Below are 22,349 nucleotides of genomic sequence, written 5' to 3'. Positions count from 1 at the left end.
TTAATGCCACTCGCTTAAGAGCGAGTGGCATGTTTATTGGGGTATCGGGCTGGCTTTTTTTAAACCGCTCTGGGGTATGGTTTCCTTTTCCGTTTCTTGGGGAGAATAAGCCGCTTCCCATTGTCCCTGAGAGCTTTTAAGTTTTTTGGTATCGCTCCTGGACTTCGAGTGTCGCTCGCCCAAATCATCTCATCCATAATCAAAAATAAGGCATTAATGAAGCTGATCCGTAGAGGCTCAACTTCATGTTGTTTAGCCATCTCAGCCATTTCCAGCCTCACGATGTTATAGCTGGTTAATATTCCCCATAGCTCCTGATATATCCCGACTTTTTTCTTACTTCGTAATGTTGGTTTGTTTTGTAACTGATACTGCTTTAGTTCGCCGTAACTGCGTTCGATTTCCCAACGCTCCCAATACACTTTAACTAAGTCATCAAACAGATAGCGCTCAGGGCATAAGCACGAAGTAATGAAGCCTTTGATTTCACCTTTAGGGGTTGGAATTAGAATAAGGCGTGCTTGCCATCTCTTGCCAAGATAGGGAGTCTGCTTTTGAGCTTGTGGTGAAACAGGCATCTCAATGAGATGATCATAATCAGTATAACTCTCGATTATGTCATAGCGCATTTTGGTTTTGATTGGTGTTAACCAGTGGCTGTTACTGCTAGCACCCTGCCAGCTGGTAAATAACTCCGCAGAAGTGAACCCTCTATCAAAAAGTGTTAATGAGTCATCTGGTGCTGACCCCACAAGTTGTTGGGCATATGATATTTCACTGTTTGTTACTGGTCCAAAAGCAGCATCGGACACAAGGTGGCTACGTGTAGACATTAATGTTACTGCCAACACGCTTGGAAATGATGCACCTTTTTGAGCAAACCCAAAATGCTGATTTTCTTCGGTATTGTGAGTTTTGAAATACGTTCCATCGACACTAAGAAGCTTTAAGCCACAAACTTCGTCAAAGTCTGATTGTTGCTCCCACTGTTGGGCTGTAGTTTTAAATAAGTAACGCATAGGTTTATCGCCGAGGCGTTCTTTCCCCTTGATAATACTGCTTGTTGCCATAGGTGTGAGTTCACCATCTACATCAGGGAATGCTAACTCCAACTTGTCGCAGACATCTTGAATGGAGCGATTACGTTGGAGCCCAATCCCTAATACTAACCAAACAGCTTGCTCTGCGGGGAGGCGTCGCTTTCTGAGCGATACTCGTCCAGTTTGTTGAACAGCTTCTTCAACCCATTCCCAAGGAATGTGTTTATTAAACACATCGATTGGACGTTCGTGGCAAAACTCTGCGGTAACCTGTAACTCTTTTGAAAACTCAGACATAAAAAATCGGCCGTAACTTACGTTACGACCGATTATGAGGCCTCTGGAGGATCGTTCAAGTAGCTAAACGATCGGCATTAAGCAAATTTGCTGGGCCTTGGTCACGCTACGATGATTCCATGCACAGAGACGATCTCGTGCTTAGAAAATGTGGCTGTGTGTTATAGCAAAATGAACATGCCCGCTAAGCACGCACTCATTAAGTTTGCTAGTGTGCCTGCAATAACCGCTTTAAAGCCCAAATTCGCCACTTCAGCACGACGCTCAGGAGCCATAACACCGATAGAGCCTAACTGAACGGCAATTGAACCGATGTTTGCAAACCCACACAGTGCAAACGTCACAATGACTTGGGTGTGCTCAGAAAGCAGTGCCTTGTTCTCAATGAAATCGATGAATGCAACGAACTCGTTCATCACCACTTTCTGACCAATGTAAGAACCCGCCATCAAAACTTCATTACTTGGCACACCAATCAACCACGCTAATGGCGAAAATAGGTAACCAAATATCGCTTGTAGAGTAACGCCTTCAAAGCCAACTAACCCACCCAGTGATTCTAAGCCAGTATTGACCATCGCAATCACACTCACGAACGCAATCAACATGGTACCCACGGCAACCGCAACTTTCATGCCGTTCATTGCGCCACTTGCTAGCGCGTCAATCACATTGCTTTGGTCGCCACTGTCCATAGAGATGTCGAGATGTTGCTCTGGCGTACCTTGCTCTGGAACTAAGATTTTCGCCATTAACAGGCTACCCGGAGCGGCCATGAAGCTCGCGGCAATCAGGTATTTAAGCTCTACCCCTAAGCCCGCATAACCGCCAAGCACACTGCCTGCAACCGAAGCCATACCACCCGCCATAACGGCAAACAGTTCAGAGCGAGTCATTTTGGCAAGAAATGGGCGAATAAGAAGTGGAGACTCACCTTGAGAGAGGAAAATATTACCCGTTGCTACCAAAGATTCCGCTTTACTAGTGCCTAGGAACTTTTGAATTGCACCACCCAAGACTTCAATGACTTTCTGCATAATGCCAAGGTAATAAAGGGCAGAGATAAGAGCACTAAAGAAGATGATGATAGGAAGAACGCGAATGGCGAAGATAAAACCAGTACTGGCAAGGTCACCAAACAGAAAAGCGATCCCTTCATCAGCAAAACCTAACAAGCTCGATACGCCACTACTTAGGCTACCGAGTGCTGCCTGTCCCCATGGGAAATATAACACCAATGCAGCAAAGCCGACTTGCAGCATCAAGGCTCTTGAAACGGTTTTCCAATTAATGGCTTTGCGGTTTTCAGAAAGGAGGAACGCACAAAACATCAGTGCAAACATGCCAATTAGGCTAAAGAGTACATTCATCATCTTAGTTCTTCTCCGAATCAAGTTGTTCGGAAAGCAAAGACGCAGATCGCATCGCATTTGCGTAAGAAGAAGTAAAGATAGAGGCAGGAGCAAAAAGCCTACCAAAAACAGATTGGAACGACAAAGTCATTGTATTTCACCTTATACAAGCAGTTAAAAACAGCTGGTCCGGTCCGTGGGGTCATTCACTGCATCGACTTGGGTGAAACACTGGTTACAAGTAACGCAGAGCCCATTGCCAAGAGATAATCTCCATGTGACGGCTTGTATTGGCTAAGCATCGGCTGTAACCGAGCGAGAAGTATAGCGATCAAAACGAGACTTGCATCACATTTCTTTACGCAAACGTTCGCTCGACCATAATTTAAACGAATTGATTGCAATTGAACCATAAAAAAAGCCAACTCATTACAAGTTGGCTTATGATTAGTGGCGTTCAAAGAGTGCTAAAACTCGATTTTTGGTGTTATACGCGCTCTGGTGGCAATAGAAAAACCCCATTAGGGTTAATCGTTAGATAGGCGTGATCCGTATTGCTTGCATCAAACTGTGACGAGTTAAGTTGCAATAGCATTTCTTGATCTTGCCATTTAACCATCACTTCATACATCGCGCCCATGTAGGCAATACTCAAGACTTGGCATTGCTGGCAGGCTTGGCCTTCTTCGGCCAATAAAATCGCTTCCGGACGAACCCCTATCTGATAGTGCCCAGGGGCGATGCCTTTTACATTATCTTCCACGTAGGCTAACTTATAACCTTGAATATCAATTTCACTGCCCGTGAAGTCTCCTTCAAACATGTTGGCCTCACCCATAAAATTGGCCATGAACATCGATGATGGATGCTTGTAAAGCTCCGTTGGGCTGCCTTCTTGCATAATTTCGCCATCTTTCATCACGATAACCGTGTCGGAAACCGCAAACGCTTCAGACTGATCGTGCGTTACATACAGCGAGGTAATGTTAAACCTTTGCTGCAGATCACGAATGGTTTCGCGCATGTTTCGGCGTAAGTTGGCATCGAGGTTACTTAAGGGTTCATCAAACAACAGTACTTTGGGCTTGAGCACCAATGCCCTTGCGAGTGCCACTCGCTGTTGCTGACCACCGGAAATTTGATCCACAAAACGTTCACCAAACCCCTCTAAGTCCACCAGCGTCAATGCTTCATCCACACGTTTGTTCAGCTCAGATTTAGATAAACCCAGCATTTTAAGACCATAGCCTACATTCTCATGCAGCGACATATGTGGAAACAAAGCGTACGACTGAAACACCATACAAATATCTCGATGCTGAATCGACGTATTAGTTACGTCTTCCCCGTCGATAAAGATTTGCCCACTGGTTGGCTTTTCTAACCCTGCGACCAAGCGCAATACGGTTGTTTTTCCGCATCCTGACGGGCCCAATAGCGTAACCAAACTGCCTTTCTTTATTTCCAGATCCAAATCACCAATAACGGTATTGTCACCAAAGCGCTTACACACGTTCTTTAAGACTACAAAGTTTTCATTTTCCATGAGTTAATTCTCCGGTTACGACTCTTGGTTATTGGCTTTGGAACGAGAAACTCGCGCTTCACCGACAAGGGAATCAAATATTAAAATAATGGCGAGCATCACCACGATAAGGATCGAGCCGTAAGCAATGGCAATACCGTACTCGCCATCTTCTACTCGGTTAAGGATGTACGAAGTCGCGACGCGAGTTTCTGGTGTTACCAAGAATATGATCGCGCTGACCGTGGTCATGGCTCTTACAAAGCTGTAAATCAACGTTGATAGAATCGCAGGACGAAGTAATGGCAACAAAACATGAGTGATGGTTTTGAACGAGTTGGCACGTAAGCTTAAGGACGCCTCATCTAACGATTTATCCAACTGGCCTAACCCTGCGATGCCCGAGCGAATACCTACAGGGACATTTCGCATCACCATTGAGATAACCACAATGGCCGCTGTACCCGTCAGGTAAACTGGCGCATCATTAAAGGCCAAGATGTAAGACACACCCGCCACCGTTCCCGGCACCGCAAAACAAAGCATGGTCGCAAATTCGATGACTTTCTTGCCGTGGAATTGCTGACGAACCACGATGTAGGCTATCAGTAAGCCAAAGAACGCTGTGATCGGTGCTGCGATACCGGCATAAGTCATGGTGGTAATCAATGAAGGCCAAGCACCCTCGCCCATTCCCATGCCAAATAAGTTAATGTAGTTTGCAAACGTCAGGCTGTAATCCACGCCCCAGTTAACGGTGAAACTGCCGTAGAAAATACTTCCGTAAAGCAATACGTTGAACGCCATCCAGAAATACAGAAGACCCGAAACCCCATGTTTGATCGCGGTCGGCAATGGTTGCACGTCGCCACGGTAGGATTTACCTGAAATCGTTACGTACGAACGCTTACCAATCCAGAGGTACTGCACAACAAAGATCGTCAAAGAGAACAACAGAAGTACTGCGCCTAATGTACTAGCAGAAGCGTAATCTAACTGAGCACCCGCAATGTAGAAGTATATCTGAGTTGCCAGTACGTCAAAGCTGCCGCCTAATACCAACGGGTTGCTAAAGTCAGCCAACGATTGAACAAAAATTATAAGGAAACTGTTTGCCAATGCTGGTTTAAGCAAGGGCATAACGATCTTAAAGAAGGTTTGGTAGCGATTTGCACGGAGCGTATAAGACGCCTCTTCTAATGAAGGGTGAAGCGACTTCATCGCGCCATCGAGGATCATGAATGACATAGGAGCAAAAGCCAACACTTGCGCCATCCAAATACCGGTAAACCCGTATAACCAGTTGGTTTGCTCAAGCCCAAACCATTCGGCCATGAACTCAGTAATATAACCCGAACGACCCAACATCAAAGTCACGCCCAAGCCAACAACAAAGGGCGGCGTTACAATGGGAAGAATTGAAAATATACGCGCAATAAAGGCACTGCGCTTGGCAATTCGCGTGGTGTAAATTGCGAAAATCAAGCCAAAGAAAGTCGCACCGATCCCCACGGATGTACCCAGCATGACTGAGTTAAGGATGATTTGGATGATCTGCGCTCGGCCCAGAATATCCAAAAATTGCCATGCAGCGAAATTGCCCATTTCATCTTCAAACATAGGGACGAATATCGCGATACTCGGAAATATGATGAAGGTTGAAATCAACAAAATAATGGCGATTAGAGAACCAATGACAAATTTATCTCCACCCAAATACTCTAGGCGAGAAAAAGCCAATGTCATCACGGCGCTTAATCCGACGAACAGCGCGATGGTTGAATACCCCATGCCTTGCTGGGTTATCCAAGAGGACAACACCACAAAAACCATGCAGAATGCCGCGTAACCGATATCAAAATAATGGCGCGTTTTCGCGTATTTGTCTTGTGCGGTTAACGGGCGAATAAGTAAGGCAAGCGGTAATAAAAACCAAGCCCATGAAATGTTGGTACTGCTCCAGCCCATTGCGGCTCGGAACTCTTCAGGGGTAGATTCGAACACGCCCCAATCCAAGGCAAATGAAGGCAGTAAAACAAAAGCAGCGAGCAAACTGAGCACCCAATAAAAAACAGGGTCTCTTTTGGCTGCACTGGATGTGACGTGTGCGGCTATTTCGTTCATTTTTTAACACCTAAAAGATAAACTAGGTCAGCGGCATTGACCGCCAACCTAAGGTAGAAAGGTTAAATCAGACGCGGTAACTGACCATCAATAAAGCGTTTCTATCAATGGACAGTCACCAAAAAATGGCGTTTACTCACCCATTTTCACAACGTTAACCCACTTGTTAATCAGACGCTTACGCTCAGCAGATGAACCGTACTTGTCCATGTCATAGCTGATCAGGTTGATTTGTTTCGGGTCTAATGCGTTAGGAGATTGCTCGGCGTTGACATTGGTTAAGATCTGGAACGACTGACCTTTTTTCCATGCCGTTTCCTGACCTTGTTTGGAGAGTACAAAATCGAGGAACTTCTTCGCGTTATCTAAGTTACGAGCGCCTTTAATCACACTCACACCACCAATTTCATAACCCGTACCTTCACACGGAGAAATAAGCTCTAGAGGAGCGCCTTTAGATTGCTCTAACGAGTAATCATGTAAGAAACCAATGCCGATAGCGATTTCACCACGAGCCGCATTTCGAGACGGAGTCACACCGGATTTAGTGTATTGAGAAATGTTTTTGTCTAGGTGCTTGAAGTATTTGAATGCTTTATCTTCATCCCATAACTGAATGAACGTCGCGAGTGCCGTGTATGCCGTACCCGAGCTTTGAGGATCAGCAATTTGAATTTCGTCTTTGTATTCAGGCTTGGTTAAGTCATTCCAGCAACGAGGGATCGCTAACCCTTTTTCAGCAAGACGCTCTTTGTTCACGCCAAAACCAAGAATGCCCATGTAAACCGCAGAAGAGTAATTGCCTTTGCGTTTTGCCGGGTCTTTGAACCCTTCCATGATGTTTTCAAGCTCTGGAGATGCATACGAGTGCAAAAGGTTCATTTCACCCGCTTGAGATTGAGGATCCAGCGTACCACCATACCAAACGTCGGCTCTTGGGTTCTTTTTCTCCGCTTCAATTTTGGCTAGCGTACTACCAGAACCGTTACGAACAAACGACGTCTTCACATCGTATTTGTCAGAAAACGCTTTGGTTTCTGCTTCACACATTGCGTTGGTTGCGCTGCAATAAACCACTAAGCGGCCATCTGCCATTGCTTGTGGCGCAATCGCCATTGAACCAAAAAGACAAGCGGCGAGTAGGGTACGTTTTGTTCTAACTTTCATGTTATTTCCTCTTATTATTTCCTTGTTACAAGGGCGTCGCTGTTTCAAAGCAGCAACGCGAGGAAAGTAACCGAAGTTACGACACTGCGACCCTCGTTCGCTGCTGAGCTTTGACGAAAGGTAATATCAACAATCCGATCATCGCTGCACAGAGCGTAATAACGGCGAAGAATCCTTCCCAGCTGTAGTTTTCTATAATCAGCGCCATGGGATAACCGGCAAGTGCTGCGCCCAAGTAGGCAAACAACCCGACAAACCCTGTCGCTGTGCCCGCTGCGTCTTTGTGCGAACACTCAGCAGCGGCCATTCCTATCATCATTTGTGGCCCGAATATGAAGAAACCAATGGCAAAGAAACACCCAGATAGCACGACAACATTGTCAAGCGGTGTCAGCCATAGTCCGGCCACAGAAACAAAAATCCCTAACGCAAAAATCAAATTCATTGGTGCACGGTTGCCATGGAAGAATCGGTCTGAGCCCCAGCCTCCAAACAAAGAGCCTAAAAAGCCACCCACTTCAAACATCGACACCGCAGTATTCGCACTAAGCAACTGATAACCATGCTTTTGAATCAGATACAGGTTGCCCCAGTCATTAATGGCAATACGCACCACATACACGAGTAAGTAAGAGCTACAAAGCAACCAGATGTACTTATTTCCCAATACATACGTTCTCAATATCTGGCGAAACGGCAGTCCTCGACCTTCTGCTTCGTGCTGTTTTTCCAATTCATCATTACGCCACTCACCGACCGTGGGTAAGCCCATGGAAACGGGTTTATCTTTCAGGCGAAAACAAAGAATAACGCCGACAATAATTGCCAAGGTGCCCGGCAGAATAAATCCAAATCGCCAGCCCCAAGTTATCGCTGCAAAACCGATGGATATGGGTATCAACGCGCCACTTAAGTTGTGGCAGGTATTCCATATTGACCACCAGAAACCACGCTCGGTACGCGAATACCAACTGGTCAGAAGCTTTGCACAAGGTGGCCATCCCCATCCTTGAAAAAATGCATTTAACGCCCACAAACCAGCGAACATCACTAAGGATGAACTCAAACCGAAGGCGATATTAATCATGCCCGTGGCAATTAAGCCCAAGCCCATGAAATAACTCGGTTTCGTTTGGTCGCTGACCATGCCAGACAGAAATTTTGAAGCACCGTATATCACGTAGAAAAGCGTCCCTAACACACCAAAATCTGCGGTGGTCATATTGAGCTCGCTTAACATTTCTGGCATTGCGAAATTAAGGCTCTTGCGGGTGAAATAGAAAACCCCGTAGCCAAGGTACATCGCTGCCATTAAATGGATTCGCCAATATCGGTAACTTTCGTTTATCTGACGTTGGTCAGGTACGGATACAAAAGTCATCCTTTCTCCTTATTGCGAGATTGATGTTATCGAATGAATTCATACAATGAATGGGACAGTTTTATATATCACTAGGAAATTTTCCTAGTTTTATGAAGAGGTGATGTGTTTTGTGGGCAAGTTAACATTTATCTTGTTGCCTCCCCCCGAATTAGAGCTTATCGCTAGCTGGCCACCAAGGGCGCTGACTCGCTCTTCTATACCCGATAGCCCCTGACCGAGCGAGCGCCAATTCGAAGGGATACCGATGCCATTATCTCGGATTTCTAAGCTAAAACGTTCGCCCGGAATAAGTGTTAAAAGTACGTGGGTCGCTTGAGAATGCTTGCAAACGTTATTCAGAAGCTCTTGAACCACGCGGTATAAGGTCACTGCGGTTATATCGTCTAAACGCTCTGGGTTGACGCCAAAGTTGAGTTGAAAATCCACGTGTCTTTCTTTGAATTTCATTTCTCCCACTAATTGCCTGATGGCATTTTCTAGCCCCATTTCATCGAGCGCCTGTGGTCTCAATTGAGTGAGGAGTTGGCGTGTAGAAGTGTGGATACGCATAGCAAGATCGTTGGTTGTAGAGGCAATCACCTCGCACTGTTCATTAGGTGCAATCCGCTTAGCCAGCATGGCCTGAATTTGAATAGCTGTAATGTTCTGACCTATTTCATCATGCAACTCACGCGCGACAGACTTGCGAATATCTTCTTCAACTTGCACCAACTGTCTTGCGAGTAAGCGCTTGTTGTCGAGTTCTTTGGCTAAATCGGAATTAACTTGCTGTAAGCGATGAGACAATAAGTGCTGACGACTGATCGCAATGCCTAAGCCCAAACCAATGATGGCCTGCGTAGCAATAAACGTCTGCAATTCTAGGTCAGTATCAAATGAGCCTGCGACTTGCTTAGCCGTGGCAAGCAAAATACTGTTCATGACACTCGCCAATACCCCACCTTGCCAGCCGTATTGGTATGCCATGAAGATATTGGGGAGCAAGAATAGAATCAAAGCCAGCGGCTTCATTTCATCTAATAAGGTCAGCTCTGCCGTCAAACCGACCGAGAAAAAAACCAAGCACCAAATCAAGCCAGAAGTGCGCAATGCCACTTCTTGATGAACCAAAGTGGGACTTAATGGTTGCCAAATTTGACGGTGCAAATAGTCATACAGTAGGTAAAAGAATGGCGTCAATAAGATACCCCCAGTGAACACCGTCACAGCCCCTTCAACCGCGTAGTCTATGGATAAGCCCATGGGTTTGATCATCATGACCAAGGTTAAACCGCAAATGAGCGCATAACCAAATGCAAAACAACACAAAGCAAGTAGCTTTTTCCAATAAACATCAAGCGTTTGCCAGATTGCACGAAAAGGTATCGCGGCCGCATGAACAAATAAAGCAAACAAGGCCAGCAGAGCACCTTGCGAAAAATCATTCAAACCATAACCAATAGCGACCACACCAACCAGTTCGACAAGGGTGAACCGCCACCATAAACGACGATGACTCAGTGCGTAGACAGCCAGTTTCAAGCCACTGGGCAAGAACAACCAAGCTAAGGCAACGTCATTAACGAGGTAATTACTGACGTTCCACAAGCAAAAATAGCTGATCGCAAACAACACCATGGCGAACACATCAGCAAATGCTGTGGTTATTGTGCTCTGAATGCGAGAGGGTTCGGATTGGGGGTCGTTCATACCTGCTCATCACTAAGCAACTGGTGGTGCAAAGCAAATCGGATAAGATCGACATTATTAGACAGCTCAAGTTTGTTGAGTATATTGGCACGGTGAACATGAATCGTTTTGTGGCTGATGCACAAAGCCGTGCCGATCTCTTTCACATCCAAGCCCTGAATAAGGTGGTCAAACACTTGTCGCTCACGTTTAGTGAGATCATCTAATACCGATGTTTTGGTAGAGGCATTACTCAAGTTCACGAGTGCATCGGCACATAAGTAGTGATTACCTGATGCGACCTTTCTGATCGCCGTAACAAGCTCACCAGGGCCACAACGCTTTGATAGATAGCCAAACGCGCCCGCTTCTATTGCTTTACTTACGAAAGACGCTGAGTCGTAAATGCTTAATATGATGGCTCTAAAATTCGGGTTCTTACCTCGGAGTTTTTCAAGCAATACCAGCCCACTTTCGTCAGGCATAGAAATGTCGATAACCGCCACATCCACATTAGAAGCAGACAATACTCGAAATGCATCGCGTGCATTATCAAATTCACTGTGGACGCTAATATCGGACTCAACAGACAAGAGCTGAGCAAAACCAGAACGAACCATAATATGGTCGTCGACCAGAGAAACTGAAATCATAATAATGTCCTACTTTGGGGCAGCCATCCTCGCAAAACTATCAATAAGATTCAAAGCACGAATATCGAGGTGTGATTTCTATCGTCAAAATAATCAATTATCGCTGTGAGCCTCTCACTCTTAGCACAAAAAAAGCCAGATCATGATGATCTGGCTAGGAGCTCTTACCCATAAGGGGGGTGGTAAGATTTTTGATGCTTAGCCCATCGCTAAAACGCCATTGATTTCCGTTTTAATGTTGTCAGATTGCGTACCAAAAATGGCTTGTAAGCTGTCTCCGATAACGAGCACGTCATGGGCGCCTAGCGCTTTCAATTTCGCCACATCGACATTGTTGATGTCTTTAACCGTGACACGTAAGCGAGTAATACACGCATCGACTGACTTAATATTTGCTTTGCTGCCCAGTGCCGCCACAATATCGACCGCGACTTCATCCAGTTTTGCACTCAGTTCTACTTTAACTGGGTCTGTTTCTCGGCCCGGTGTTTTCAAGTCCAACTTGGTAATAAGCAAGCGGAAAAGCCCGTAGTACAGCGCCGCCCACATAGGACCAATAATGAAGAACATCCACGCATTGCTCGACATTGGGTAGTACAAGAAGAACTGGATCGCGCCGTGAGCAAAATCGGTACTGTGTTTAATGTCTAGGAAAGCGGTAATAGCAAAAGCAAGACCGGTTAGGAACACATGAATCACATACAAAATCGGCGCAACAAACAAGAAAGTAAACTCAATAGGTTCTGTGATGCCTGTTAACCATGATGTTAACGCTGCCGTCATCATCAAACCACCGACCACTTTTTTACGCTCTGGTGCAGCGCAGTGATAGATTGCAAGCGCTGCGGCTGGTAGTGCCCACATTGAGTACATGAAGCCACCCGACAAATAACCTGCTGTTTTGTCGCCTGCAAAGAAGCGTGAAAGCTCACCTGTGATTTCTTTGCCTGTCTCTGGATCAATGTAGCTACCGACTTCAAAGAAGAAAGGCGCATTCCAAATGTGATGCAAGCCAACCGGTAGTAATGAACGTTCACCTGCACCATAAATAGACCAAGCCAGTACGGGGTTTTGGTATGCGGCCCAATGAGAGAAGGTGTCTAAAAGTTGTCCTACTGGCGGCCAAGCGAATGCCAACAATGTACCAACGGCGATGGCAGTAATACCGGTAATGATTGGTACGAATCGTTTACCCGCAAAGAATCCGAGGTATTCAGGCAAGCGTATATTGTAGAATCGGTTATACATGGTTGCTGCAACAGCGCCAATGATAATGCCGCCAAATACGCCAGTTTGGAGCGTGTTTACCCCCATGATGGTGGCGTCGGTTTCCATGCCTCTTAATCCTGTTACTACCCCTAGCGCAGCATTCATGATTATCAAGCCAACGACACCTGCCAACGCAGCCGCGCCATCATTTCCCTTTGATAGCCCAAGGGCAACACCCACCGCAAACATTAACTGCATATTACCAAACACGCCGTCACCAGCGGCCAGCATAATTTTACTTAACGCATCGGGAATAAAAGCAAATCCAGCATTACCTATCCCTAGCATTAAACCCGCTACCGGCAAAACGGCAACAGGCAGCATTAATGAGCGCCCTATTTTTTGTAGTTGTCCAAATGCGTTCCCTAACATATCCCCTCCTATGGAGATTCGTTTTGTGATGCCTTGCAAAGCTGTAGGTACTTTGATGCAAGACGTTTTGTTCGTTATTGAATTCACAAATAGGTTACCGCAACCAAAATTGACCAAGGTTACAAATGGCAAGCAGTTTGTAAGAGCGCACTTACAAAAATAGCGCTTTGTAAGTAACGAATTACGATTGCGTTGATTGTTTTATCGATTGGCTCCATGCATCATATTCTCATTGGATTTTTCTTTCGGCAGGCTGATATGGACAATAAGCAAATACTGGTGGTAGACGACAATTTCGAACTACGTGATGCGCTGACCGATTACTTAGGACGAGCAGGTTTTGATGTTTTAAGTGCCGAAAACGGCCAAAAGATGTGGCAGTGCTTAGAAACGCATTCACCGGATTTGATCATATTGGACATCATGATGCCGGGCGATGATGGGTTTACTTTGTGCCAAAAGTTGCGTCGGATCAGCGATACGCCAATCATCATGTTAACCGCCGTTACGGAAGAAGCGGATCGAGTTGCAGGCCTTGAAATGGGGGCTGACGACTACATCACAAAATCATTTAGCCCAAGAGAATTGTTAGCTCGAATCAAAACCATATTACGACGCAGTCAACACAGCTTTGAAACAAAACTGGCTCGTAAAGTTACTTTCGCTGAATGGCAATTAGATACAGTCACAAGACAACTTACCCACTTATCGAGCCAAACCGTGAAGCAGCTTTCAGGCTCTGACCTTTCGCTATTAGGGCTTTTTATCTCTCACGCGGAGCAGGTGTTATCCAGAGACGACATTGCTCGTGAAATTTGGGGGCGAGATGCCGAACCACTAGAGCGCGGTATCGACGTGCAAATCAGCCGTTTGCGTCATCACTTAGAAGACAAGGATCGCTCTTTACTGCTTACGGTTCGAAATAAGGGCTACATGTTAACCACGAGCGTTCACTATGAGCTTTAAGTTTGTCCCGACCTCATTGGCCGCAAGAACCAGTTTATTTTTACTCGTCGTCATCGTGGTCGCTCAGGTGTTCTCTGGCGCTATCTGGTATCAGCAATCCAGCAAGAAAGACCAAGAGGGCCTCATCAACACAGTGCACAGCCTGGCGTTAAGTGCATCTTCTACCATTTCCTTTTTCCAGTCTCTCCCTGCTGAATATCGCCACCTTGTGTTAAACCAACTTCGAAACATGGGTGGAACGCGTTTTTTCGTCTCACTCAATACTCATGCTCTGCCCATCAAGCCCTTACCAGACAGCGAACGCAAAGCGTTAGTCATTAACCACGTCAAGCAAGTGTTAGAAACTGAACTCACTGGCCCGCAAAACATTCAACTGGAATTTACGCGTAGGCAAGATCTCAAAGTTTTTAACAAAGAGCTGCCCATCGACGAGCTGCCATTACTGTGGGCGCACTACTCGCTTTCTTATGGCGACATTAACCCGCCAATATTAGTCATGCAGATAGAAGTGGCAGATGATCAGTGGTTCTACCTTGCGGCCGTATTACCTGCCCCGTACGTTAATTTAGAGACCGAGTTATTTACGATTCGTGAAGTCATTACCATCTTGTTTTCTGCTCTTCTACTGCTGGTGTGTACCTGGTTTGTGGTGCGAAAAGAGATACGCCCGATTCGGAACTTAGCTAAAGCTGCAACGCTGATGTCTGGCCGCCTTAAAGTCCCTCTAGTGAGGGAAGAAGGCAGTGCTGAGTTGAGAGCCGCAATTCATGCATTCAACAAGATGAATCGCAGAGTAGAGAGCCACATCAAAGACAGGGAGATGCTCTTTGGCGCAATTTCTCATGACTTAAAAACCCCTATTGCTTGCCTAAAACTTAGAGCAGAAATGCTGGATGATGACATCGATAGAGTGCGCTTTGTGCGCATAGCCAATGACCTAGATCTCATGGTTAAGGGAGCGTTGCAATGCATTAAAGAAACGGACATTCATGAGGAGATAGAAGCAATAGATATCTCTGCATTGGTCGATCACGCCATACAAAGTGTGAGTTCTCGTGATGACCAAGTTCGATACCGTCCTCATCAGTGTGCGCCTTACGCAGGTAAGCCTCTAGCGTTGAAGCGCTGTATTCAGAACCTGATTGATAACGGCATTAAATATGGTGACAGCGTAACTGTTAACGTTGACGACTCTGCGCAAGCACTACGTATTCAGGTGACCGATAATGGTACCGGGCTTGAAGCGAACACCTTAGAGCGCTTATTTGAACCGTATTATCGCCAGAACCCAGAAGGCGATAAAGAAGGTACTGGCTTAGGGCTTACTATCTCACAAAGTATTGCTAAGTCTCACGGTGGGTTATTGGCGCTTTCTCTCACCGAGCAAGGTGGACTCAGTGCAACGTTAACCTTCCCAAGAGACGAGTGATGGTAGGCATTGGGTGTTTGGCTTTTACTATTTTCAATTTACCAAGAGAAAAATTATGCATTGGCTTATAAACAGGCATTGGTTCGTTGGTTTTTTATTCCTCTTTCCGGCTTTTAATGCCATGGCGCAAGTTGAGCTGCTTCATTGGTGGACATCACAGGGTGAACAGAAGGCCTTATCAGTATTACAACAAGAGCTCGTCAATCATCACTTTGATCTGACTTACTCTCCAGTCACTGGCGGTGGTGGCGATAGTGCAATGACGGTGTTACAAGCCCGAGCTTTAGCTGGCAACACACCACATTTTGCTCAAATTGAAGGACCAAGCATCAAATCTTGGGATGCGATCGGAATCTTACACCCACTTAATGAACTTGCATCCAAACACCATTGGGATCAAACACTTTACCCTGTCGCCCAACAGGTCAATAAAACTCAAAATGGCTACGTTGCACTTCCACTGACTTTGCATCGTATGAACTGGCTTTGGGTTAACCATACATTGCTCAAACAACTAGGAGCCAGCGTACCAGCCACTTGGCAGGAAATGTTCACCACGATGGCACTGGCAAAAAAACACGGGGTGTCTCCATTAGCGGTTGGGCTTGAGCCTTGGCAAGTTGCGCAGTTATTTGAAAGCATCGTCATCGCGACGGGTGGCGTTGATTTCTACCAACAAGCTTTGGTCAAATTAGACAAGAATGCCCTATCGTCCAACACGATGACATTGGCACTAAACGATTTTCGTCAACTCAGCCTTTTGGTCGACAACTCACTGGCCAACTCTAAATGGGATAACGCCACTCAAGCGCTCTACAACGACCAAGCGTTATTTCAGATAGGAGGAGATTGGATACTGGGTGAGTTATTGGCTCTTGGAGCGGATGTACCCAATCACATTGGCTGCATTCCTACTCCAGAATCCAATGATGCATTTTTATACAATATGGACAGCTTTATTTTCATGGCTAAACCTGGATTTAATCAGGCACAAGCGAGTGATCTTGCCAGTGCTCTATCGAGTAAGGAATTCCAGAGCCGCTTTAATCGGGCTAAAGGATCGATTCCTGTTCGCAATGACATTGAGCTTGACCAGTTTAGTGTCTGTCAGCAAGAGTCAAAACGAGATTTCTTACAAGCAACCAAAACGGGAAAAGCCGTGCCGAGTATGACCGACTCAATGGCCGTCAATCCTATTGAGCAGCATGCATTTAACACGGAGTTATTTCGATTTTTCCGAGACCATAGCATGAGCGATGACACCATCATTAAACGATTAGTGTCTATCGCCGGAAGTAACTAGTTTAGCCCATGCCGCTGAAAATGGCAGAGACTTAAGAAAGGCGTTTGGCCCATTTGCCTTGATGTTCATTACTGCACGCTTCCTCGGTATCATAGCGTACGTGAGAAAGCAGCTCCTTAGGCGTTATATTGATAAACGACAATTGCTTAGCCAGTTGTCGCATCAGTTCTTGCTCGGCAGTGCTGTCAGAAAAGCTAACCAAATTGGTGTTCGTATCAAACACGAATACAATTTTTAAACTGCTTGGGAAACGGCTGTAGTCCACTAAATGGGTCAGCCAAGTAAAACCCTCGCAAGTTTCTGTTGCAAAGTCACATAGTTCCGTTAGTTCAGTACGTATTTGGTTGTCTAATTTCTTATCGCTTTTTTTCACAGCTTTTCCTCTACAACTTCCGTTTTCTCAAAAATATCAGCGTCTTGAAGCCATCGGATGATCTGGGCTCATTTGTAATAGATCCCACAGGTTCCCATACAGATCCTCGAACACCGCAACGGTTCCATAATCTTGCTCTGCTGGTGGTCTCACGAAGTTGATGCCATCGGCTACCATTCGGTTGTAATCACGCCAAAAATCATCGGTATTTAAAAACAAAAATACACGTCCACCAGCCTGATTACCGATAAAGTCGTGTTGCTCCGGTTTTGACGCTTTGGCCAACAATAGCGTCACGCCGTTTGAACCTGGAGGAGAAACGACAACCCAACGTTTATCTTGCTCCGGTTGGTAGCTGTCTTCGACCAGTTCAAATTTTAACTTGTTGACATAAAAATCAATCGCTTCATCGTAGTCTTTAACGACCAAGGCAATATGAATAATGGACTGTTGCACGTTAGAATTTCCTTTTTGTCGACGGGCTCGGTTGCGATTCAAAACAAGGTGGCTCTGGTATCTACTGCTCATGAGATACTACTGATGAGCGACTGCTATTTAGCGACCCGTTATTTAGTAACTCGCTATCTAATTTGAGCCAGTTTTAAGTATGAATGAATGTCGCGGTTCTTGTGTTCCACTGCAGAGTGGATGTTCAACGCGCCATGACCAACAACCGCAAAGGTATAAGTGTTATCACCCTTCTTGATAGAGACGTGAAGAATACCATCTTCAAGCAACCATGTACCAGAGGTGGCGAAGCGATCGAACAAACGGTATTCATCCAGCGTCCCGTCTTTATGAAACTGCACTTCGGTAATGTAACCGCCTGTGCAGGTTTTAATCCAGTGCGTGTTTTCAACATCTTCTTCGACAATGAGCCTTTTCTCAGCGAGCCATCGCTTAAACGGCAGGCTGTTTTCTAGCGAATAATCCAGTTCCATCTCAGACAATAACCTGTTTTGGCATGAATCACTTTCTCGCATAAAAAGCTGCAATAGTGCTGTTTGGTTATTCATTTACACCTCTGTTCATGATGTTTAAACGTAATAAAGGCCCTGCAATGCGCAGAGCCTTTAGTATTAGCTTATAGTAAACTCGCGTGACTATTCGTCGTCGATATCTTGCAGTTTGGTACTGCCGCCATGGTAGACCTCACGTTTACGTTGAACCATCGCGTAGAAGCTAGGAATCAAGAACGTACCAGCAAGTAACACACATAACAGGCCACCGGTTAAGGAAATACCCAGTGAGTTCTGGCTGATGTAGCCAGCACCTGATGCAAACACCAATGGCATGATGCCTAAGATGAACGACCAAGACGTCATGTTTACAGCGCGGAAACGCAGTTCCCCGCCTTTCACTGCCGCTTCATCTATCGGGACTTCTTTCTCTTCCCGCTCTTGCTTCGCAAATTCTACAATCAAAATGGCATTTTTCGCGGCCATTGCAATCAGCAGAACCAACCCTATCTGTGCATATAGGTTAAGCGGTATACCGGTTAGGTTTAGAGCCAAGAAGGACCCCAATGTTGCCACTGGAACGACCAAGATGATCGCGAGTGGAATGGTCCAACTTTCGTACTGAGCCACCATGAACAAGTAAATGAAAATCAAGGCAAGAGCAAACGCGTAAATTGCTTGGCTACCTGCTTGAATTTCTTGGTAAGCCATACCTGTCCATTCGTGTTGATAACCGTTTGGTAGCACTTCTTTCGCCACACGTTCCATTGCAGCAATGGCATCACCACTTGAGTAACCCGGAGCCGGTTCACCTTGAATTACCGCAGAGCGATACATGTTATAGCGCCATGCAACATCAGGTTCGAACACTTGGTCGAAGGTAACTAGCGTGCTTAATGGAATCATTTCACCTGATGAAGAGCGAACATTGAAATGACCAAGATCATCCATACCTGTACGGTATTCCGCATCGGCTTGCATGGTCACACGGAAGCTCTTACCAAACATGGTGAAGTCGTTGACGTACATTGAACCTAAGTTGCCTTGCAACGTTTGGAAAATATCGCCTAAAGCAATACCAAGTTGCTTGGCTTTTTCACGATCAATGTCGACATAGTAGTGCGGTACGTTGGCACGGAATGTACTGAATGCGTAAGCAATTTCAGGTTGCGCTGAAGCTTTTTGAATCACCTCACCCATCACTTGAGCAAGATCGCTACGGCTACGTCCTAATGTGTCTTCCAACACAAATTCGAAGCCTGAAGCAGCGCCCATACCAGGAACAGCTGGCGCCCCTAAAGCGAACACGACGGCTTCAGGCACTTCTGATGCCGCTCTTGCATTAACACGACGCGTGATAGCAAACGAGGAGTTATCACCCTCCATATTGCCGCGTGTTTCCCAATCTTTGAGCTTAACAAACATTGACGCGCCGTTTGATGCCGAAGCACCTGTCATAAACGCATAACCCGTTGCTACCGTTACGGCTTCAACACCGGGTTCTTGTTCAACGATTTCTTTCAGTTGCTCTGCCACTATTTCAGTACGAGACAGAGACGCAGAATCTGGCAGCTGAATGTTAACCAGCATGATGCCTTTGTCTTCTTGCGGTACAAACGCCGTTGATGTGGTGTTTGCCATCCAAGCCAACGCACCCATCGCTAAACCAAATAAAGCGACCACGATAACGGTTTTGCGAACTAAGAAACCCGCAACCTGACCATAACGGTTAGTCACTTTATCTAAGCCGCGGTTAAACATTTCAAACCAACGAGCGGTGTTGCCGCCACCCTGCTTTAGTACTAAAGAACAAACAGCAGGTGACAATGTTAATGCGTTGATGGATGAAATAACCACTGCGATACAGATAGTCAAAGCAAACTGTCGATACATGATGCCAGTAATGCCCGGCAGCATAGCTACAGGTATGAATACCGCTAGCAATACCAGTGTAGAGGTAACAATTGGCCCTGTTACTTCTTTCATTGCCATGAGTGTTGCTTTACGTGGCGTGATACTAGGGTCTTTTCGCATAATGGTATCGACGTTTTCGATAACCAATATGGCATCATCCACCACGATACCGATGGCCAGTATCAAGCCAAACAAGGTCACAGTGTTAATCGTAAAGCCAGTCACAAGCATGATTGAGAATGTACCAATCAAAGACACCGGAATAGCAAATACAGGAATAAGCGTTGCACGAGCGCTGCCCAAGAACATGTAAGTCACGGCGATAACAAGCAAGATGGCTTGAATCAGCGTTACCACTACGCCTTTGATTGACTCAGCAACAAACAAGGTTGTGTCGTAACTGGTTTCGTAGGACATGTCATCTGGAAATGTTTTTTCCATTTCAGCCAAACGAGCCATCACCAATTCACCACTTTCCAGTGCGTTCGCACCACTTTGTAGTGAAAGGATAACAACTGCGGCATCTTGACCACGGAACTGGCCTGCACCGTCGTAGGATTTTTTACCCAGTTCTACACGAGCCACATCTTGAAGATACACAGCCGAGCCATCGTTGTTAGCACGCAGCATAACGTTCTGGAATTCTTCAACAGACTCAAGTCGACCTTTAGTCACAAGGTTAAATTGAACTTCTTGTGGGTCAGCGTAGGGCGCGGCACCAATTTTACCCGCGGCAACCTGCACGTTTTGCTCTGCAAGCGCAGCATAAACATCCGTCGTGGTTAAGCCTAGATTCGACATTTTCTCAGGGTCTAACCAGACTCGCATGGCAAACTCACCACCACCCAACACATTAACGCCACTGATGCCTTTAACACGCGCCAGTTGATCCTTAATGTTTAGGTTTACGTAGTTCATCAAGAACTTGTCATCGTACTTGCCGTCAGGTGAATAGAAGTTCAACACCATCAACATGTCTGGGGAGTTCTTAGAAACCGTTACGCCGACTTTTCTTACGTCTTCAGGTAACTTCGACTCAATTTGAGAGACTCGGTTTTGCACGTTGACCAGAGCCATATCTGGATCGGTGCCCACATCAAACGTCACGTTTAACGAGTAAGAACCATCGTTTGCGCTTTTTGAAGACATATAGATCATGTTTTCAACGCCATTAACCGATGTTTCTATGGGGTCTGCAATGGCCTCTTCGACGACTTCTGCACTTGCACCTGTAAAGTAAGCAGTAACGTTAACCGACGGAGGGCTTATTTGTGGGTATTCCGCTATTGGTAGCACCATCAAAGAGATGGCACCCGCAAGCGATAAGATGATGGATATCACCAGCGCAAATTTGGGGCGCTGGATAAAAAAGCGACTTAACATAGAGAGCCCTTTACTTAGCGTCTGCTGATTCGTTGAGTGTTACAGGGGAGCCGTTACGCACTCGCTGTAAACCTTTTATGATCACCACTTCGTCTGGGTTCAGCCCTTCTGAAATAATGATGCCCTCTTCTAATTGACGTCCCATCTCTACATTTCGGCGCTCTGCGACATTGCCATCAGCGATAACCATGACAAAGTCGCCTTCTAAATCACTTTGAACTGCGCGTCTTGGTATAACAACGACGTCTGTCGGTGCTTTTTCTTGAATAGCAATTTTAATATGCTGGCCCGGTAACAACACTTGCTCAGGGTTTGGCACGATAGCTCTCAGTGCAATGGTCCCTGTTTTAACGTCGATACGGTTTGAAACGAAGTCTAATGTTCCTTTATGCTCATAGGCTTCGCCGTTTTCTAGCATAACAACCACTTCTAAAGCATTCGCCGTTCCTTCACCGCTTCCCTTAATACGATCCATGCCAAACTGGATACGCTCACGCTCACTCACGTTAAAAGACGCATGAATTGGGTCTAAGCTAACCAGAGTGGTTAATACACCTGAAGAGGGAGAGAGTAAATCACCCGTACTCACTTCACTGTCGCTAATACGGCCAGCAAATGGAGCAACGATGGTTGTGTGGGATAGGTTGACTTCTGCGATGGTGAGTTGAGCTTTGCTCGCTTCAACTTCGGCTTCTGCGCTAAGTAACTTGGCGGTCAATGAATCGAATTCTGACTGAGAAATGTTGCCTTTAGGCAGTAGGTTCTTACCACGTTTAAAGTCCATTTGAGACTTTTTCAAATTAGCATTGGCTTGAGCAACCGCCGCTTTTGCTGTTGCAACTTGCGCTTGAAAAGGTGCCGGTTCAATTTGATACAATAAATCGCCCTTTTCTACCATTTGACCTTCGGTAAACAGTCTCGCTTCGAGATAACCCGAGACTTGCGCAATAATATCAGTATCTTCGACTGCTGTTGCTCGACCAACATAACTTTTACTTTGTTGGTGCTCAACGACTTGCGTAGCCACTGCTTCAACAAGAGGCGCAGCTCCTTGTCCTTTTGATCCGGTAGCAGATTCACCACAACCAACGAGAATTAGAGAGCTCGCAACCGCGAGACTAAGCATTGTTTTTTTCATTCACTAAACCACTATTATTAAGGCTGCAACTCG

General features: G+C 45.8%; 17 protein-coding genes. 3 read left to right on the top strand and 14 right to left on the bottom strand.

The window, feature by feature from the left end; translation table 11 throughout:
- Nucleotides 1–59 precede the first annotated feature (59 nt).
- The 9 genes from VTAP4600_RS23005 to ptsG all read right to left on the bottom strand — a co-directional run bounded on the left by VTAP4600_RS23005 (nucleotide 60) and on the right by ptsG (nucleotide 12,851).
- Nucleotides 60–1,337 (bottom strand): IS4 family transposase, encoded by a 1,278-nt coding sequence (locus VTAP4600_RS23005; protein ID WP_102525046.1) that lies wholly within the window; start codon nucleotides 1,335–1,337, stop codon nucleotides 60–62.
- Nucleotides 1,338–1,498: 161 nt separating this feature from the next.
- On the bottom strand, nucleotides 1,499–2,707 hold the full coding sequence (locus tag VTAP4600_RS23000; RefSeq protein WP_102525508.1) for a NupC/NupG family nucleoside CNT transporter: 1,209 nt from the start codon (nucleotides 2,705–2,707) through the stop codon (nucleotides 1,499–1,501).
- 469 nt (nucleotides 2,708–3,176) lie between these two features.
- Nucleotides 3,177–4,235 carry a ferric ABC transporter ATP-binding protein gene (gene fbpC, locus VTAP4600_RS22995; protein WP_102525045.1) on the bottom strand — a complete coding sequence of 353 codons (1,059 nt, stop codon included), beginning with the start codon at nucleotides 4,233–4,235 and terminating at the stop codon, nucleotides 3,177–3,179.
- 15 nt (nucleotides 4,236–4,250) lie between these two features.
- Nucleotides 4,251–6,338 (bottom strand): ABC transporter permease, encoded by a 2,088-nt coding sequence (locus VTAP4600_RS22990; protein ID WP_102525044.1) that lies wholly within the window; start codon nucleotides 6,336–6,338, stop codon nucleotides 4,251–4,253.
- Between the two features lie 132 nt (nucleotides 6,339–6,470).
- A complete protein-coding gene (locus tag VTAP4600_RS22985; RefSeq protein WP_102525043.1) occupies nucleotides 6,471–7,505 on the bottom strand; it encodes an ABC transporter substrate-binding protein in 1,035 nt (344 codons plus the stop codon).
- Between the two features lie 76 nt (nucleotides 7,506–7,581).
- Entirely contained in the window at nucleotides 7,582–8,886 is a 1,305-nt protein-coding gene (gene uhpC / locus VTAP4600_RS22980; RefSeq protein WP_102525042.1) for an MFS transporter family glucose-6-phosphate receptor UhpC, read from the bottom strand.
- Nucleotides 8,887–8,976: 90 nt separating this feature from the next.
- Nucleotides 8,977–10,578 carry an MASE1 domain-containing sensor histidine kinase gene (locus tag VTAP4600_RS22975; protein WP_102525041.1) on the bottom strand — a complete coding sequence of 534 codons (1,602 nt, stop codon included), beginning with the start codon at nucleotides 10,576–10,578 and terminating at the stop codon, nucleotides 8,977–8,979.
- Entirely contained in the window at nucleotides 10,575–11,210 is a 636-nt protein-coding gene (locus tag VTAP4600_RS22970; protein WP_102525040.1) for a response regulator, read from the bottom strand. Before VTAP4600_RS22970 ends, VTAP4600_RS22975 begins: the two co-directional genes overlap by 4 nt.
- Before the next feature lie 198 nt (nucleotides 11,211–11,408).
- Complete coding sequence (gene ptsG / locus VTAP4600_RS22965; RefSeq protein WP_102525039.1) at nucleotides 11,409–12,851, bottom strand: glucose-specific PTS transporter subunit IIBC; 1,443 nt, start codon at nucleotides 12,849–12,851, stop codon at nucleotides 11,409–11,411.
- Nucleotides 12,852–13,109: 258 nt separating this feature from the next.
- On the opposite strand from ptsG, the gene VTAP4600_RS22960 reads away from it, so the two are divergent.
- The 3 genes from VTAP4600_RS22960 to VTAP4600_RS22950 all read left to right on the top strand — a co-directional run bounded on the left by VTAP4600_RS22960 (nucleotide 13,110) and on the right by VTAP4600_RS22950 (nucleotide 16,549).
- The gene (locus VTAP4600_RS22960; protein WP_102525038.1) at nucleotides 13,110–13,817 is read left to right on the top strand and encodes a response regulator transcription factor; all 708 of its coding nucleotides are present in this window, start codon (nucleotides 13,110–13,112) and stop codon (nucleotides 13,815–13,817) included.
- Nucleotides 13,807–15,246: an ATP-binding protein gene (locus VTAP4600_RS22955; protein WP_102525037.1), complete on the top strand. Its 1,440-nt coding sequence runs from the start codon at nucleotides 13,807–13,809 to the stop codon at nucleotides 15,244–15,246. The genes VTAP4600_RS22960 and VTAP4600_RS22955 overlap by 11 nt, the downstream gene beginning before the upstream one ends.
- A gap of 121 nt (nucleotides 15,247–15,367) precedes the next feature.
- The gene (locus tag VTAP4600_RS22950; protein ID WP_231898011.1) at nucleotides 15,368–16,549 is read left to right on the top strand and encodes an ABC transporter substrate-binding protein; all 1,182 of its coding nucleotides are present in this window, start codon (nucleotides 15,368–15,370) and stop codon (nucleotides 16,547–16,549) included.
- 31 nt (nucleotides 16,550–16,580) lie between these two features.
- Here VTAP4600_RS22950 and VTAP4600_RS22945 read toward each other — a convergent pair whose 3' ends face one another.
- The 5 genes from VTAP4600_RS22945 to VTAP4600_RS22925 form a co-directional block, all read right to left on the bottom strand.
- The gene (locus tag VTAP4600_RS22945; protein WP_102525036.1) at nucleotides 16,581–16,922 is read right to left on the bottom strand and encodes a Fis family transcriptional regulator; all 342 of its coding nucleotides are present in this window, start codon (nucleotides 16,920–16,922) and stop codon (nucleotides 16,581–16,583) included.
- A gap of 36 nt (nucleotides 16,923–16,958) precedes the next feature.
- Nucleotides 16,959–17,378: a VOC family protein gene (locus tag VTAP4600_RS22940; RefSeq protein ID WP_102525035.1), complete on the bottom strand. Its 420-nt coding sequence runs from the start codon at nucleotides 17,376–17,378 to the stop codon at nucleotides 16,959–16,961.
- A 125-nt stretch (nucleotides 17,379–17,503) separates the two neighbouring features.
- Nucleotides 17,504–17,938: a hypothetical protein gene (locus VTAP4600_RS22935; RefSeq protein WP_102525034.1), complete on the bottom strand. Its 435-nt coding sequence runs from the start codon at nucleotides 17,936–17,938 to the stop codon at nucleotides 17,504–17,506.
- An 87-nt stretch (nucleotides 17,939–18,025) separates the two neighbouring features.
- Nucleotides 18,026–21,178: an efflux RND transporter permease subunit gene (locus VTAP4600_RS22930; RefSeq protein ID WP_102525033.1), complete on the bottom strand. Its 3,153-nt coding sequence runs from the start codon at nucleotides 21,176–21,178 to the stop codon at nucleotides 18,026–18,028.
- 10 nt (nucleotides 21,179–21,188) lie between these two features.
- Nucleotides 21,189–22,316 (bottom strand): efflux RND transporter periplasmic adaptor subunit, encoded by a 1,128-nt coding sequence (locus VTAP4600_RS22925; protein WP_102525032.1) that lies wholly within the window; start codon nucleotides 22,314–22,316, stop codon nucleotides 21,189–21,191.
- Nucleotides 22,317–22,349: the final 33 nt, after the last annotated feature.

This window comes from Vibrio tapetis subsp. tapetis (genome assembly GCF_900233005.1).
GTDB classification, from domain to species: domain Bacteria; phylum Pseudomonadota; class Gammaproteobacteria; order Enterobacterales; family Vibrionaceae; genus Vibrio; species Vibrio tapetis.
This window is presented reverse-complemented; position numbering and strand designations above follow the sequence as displayed.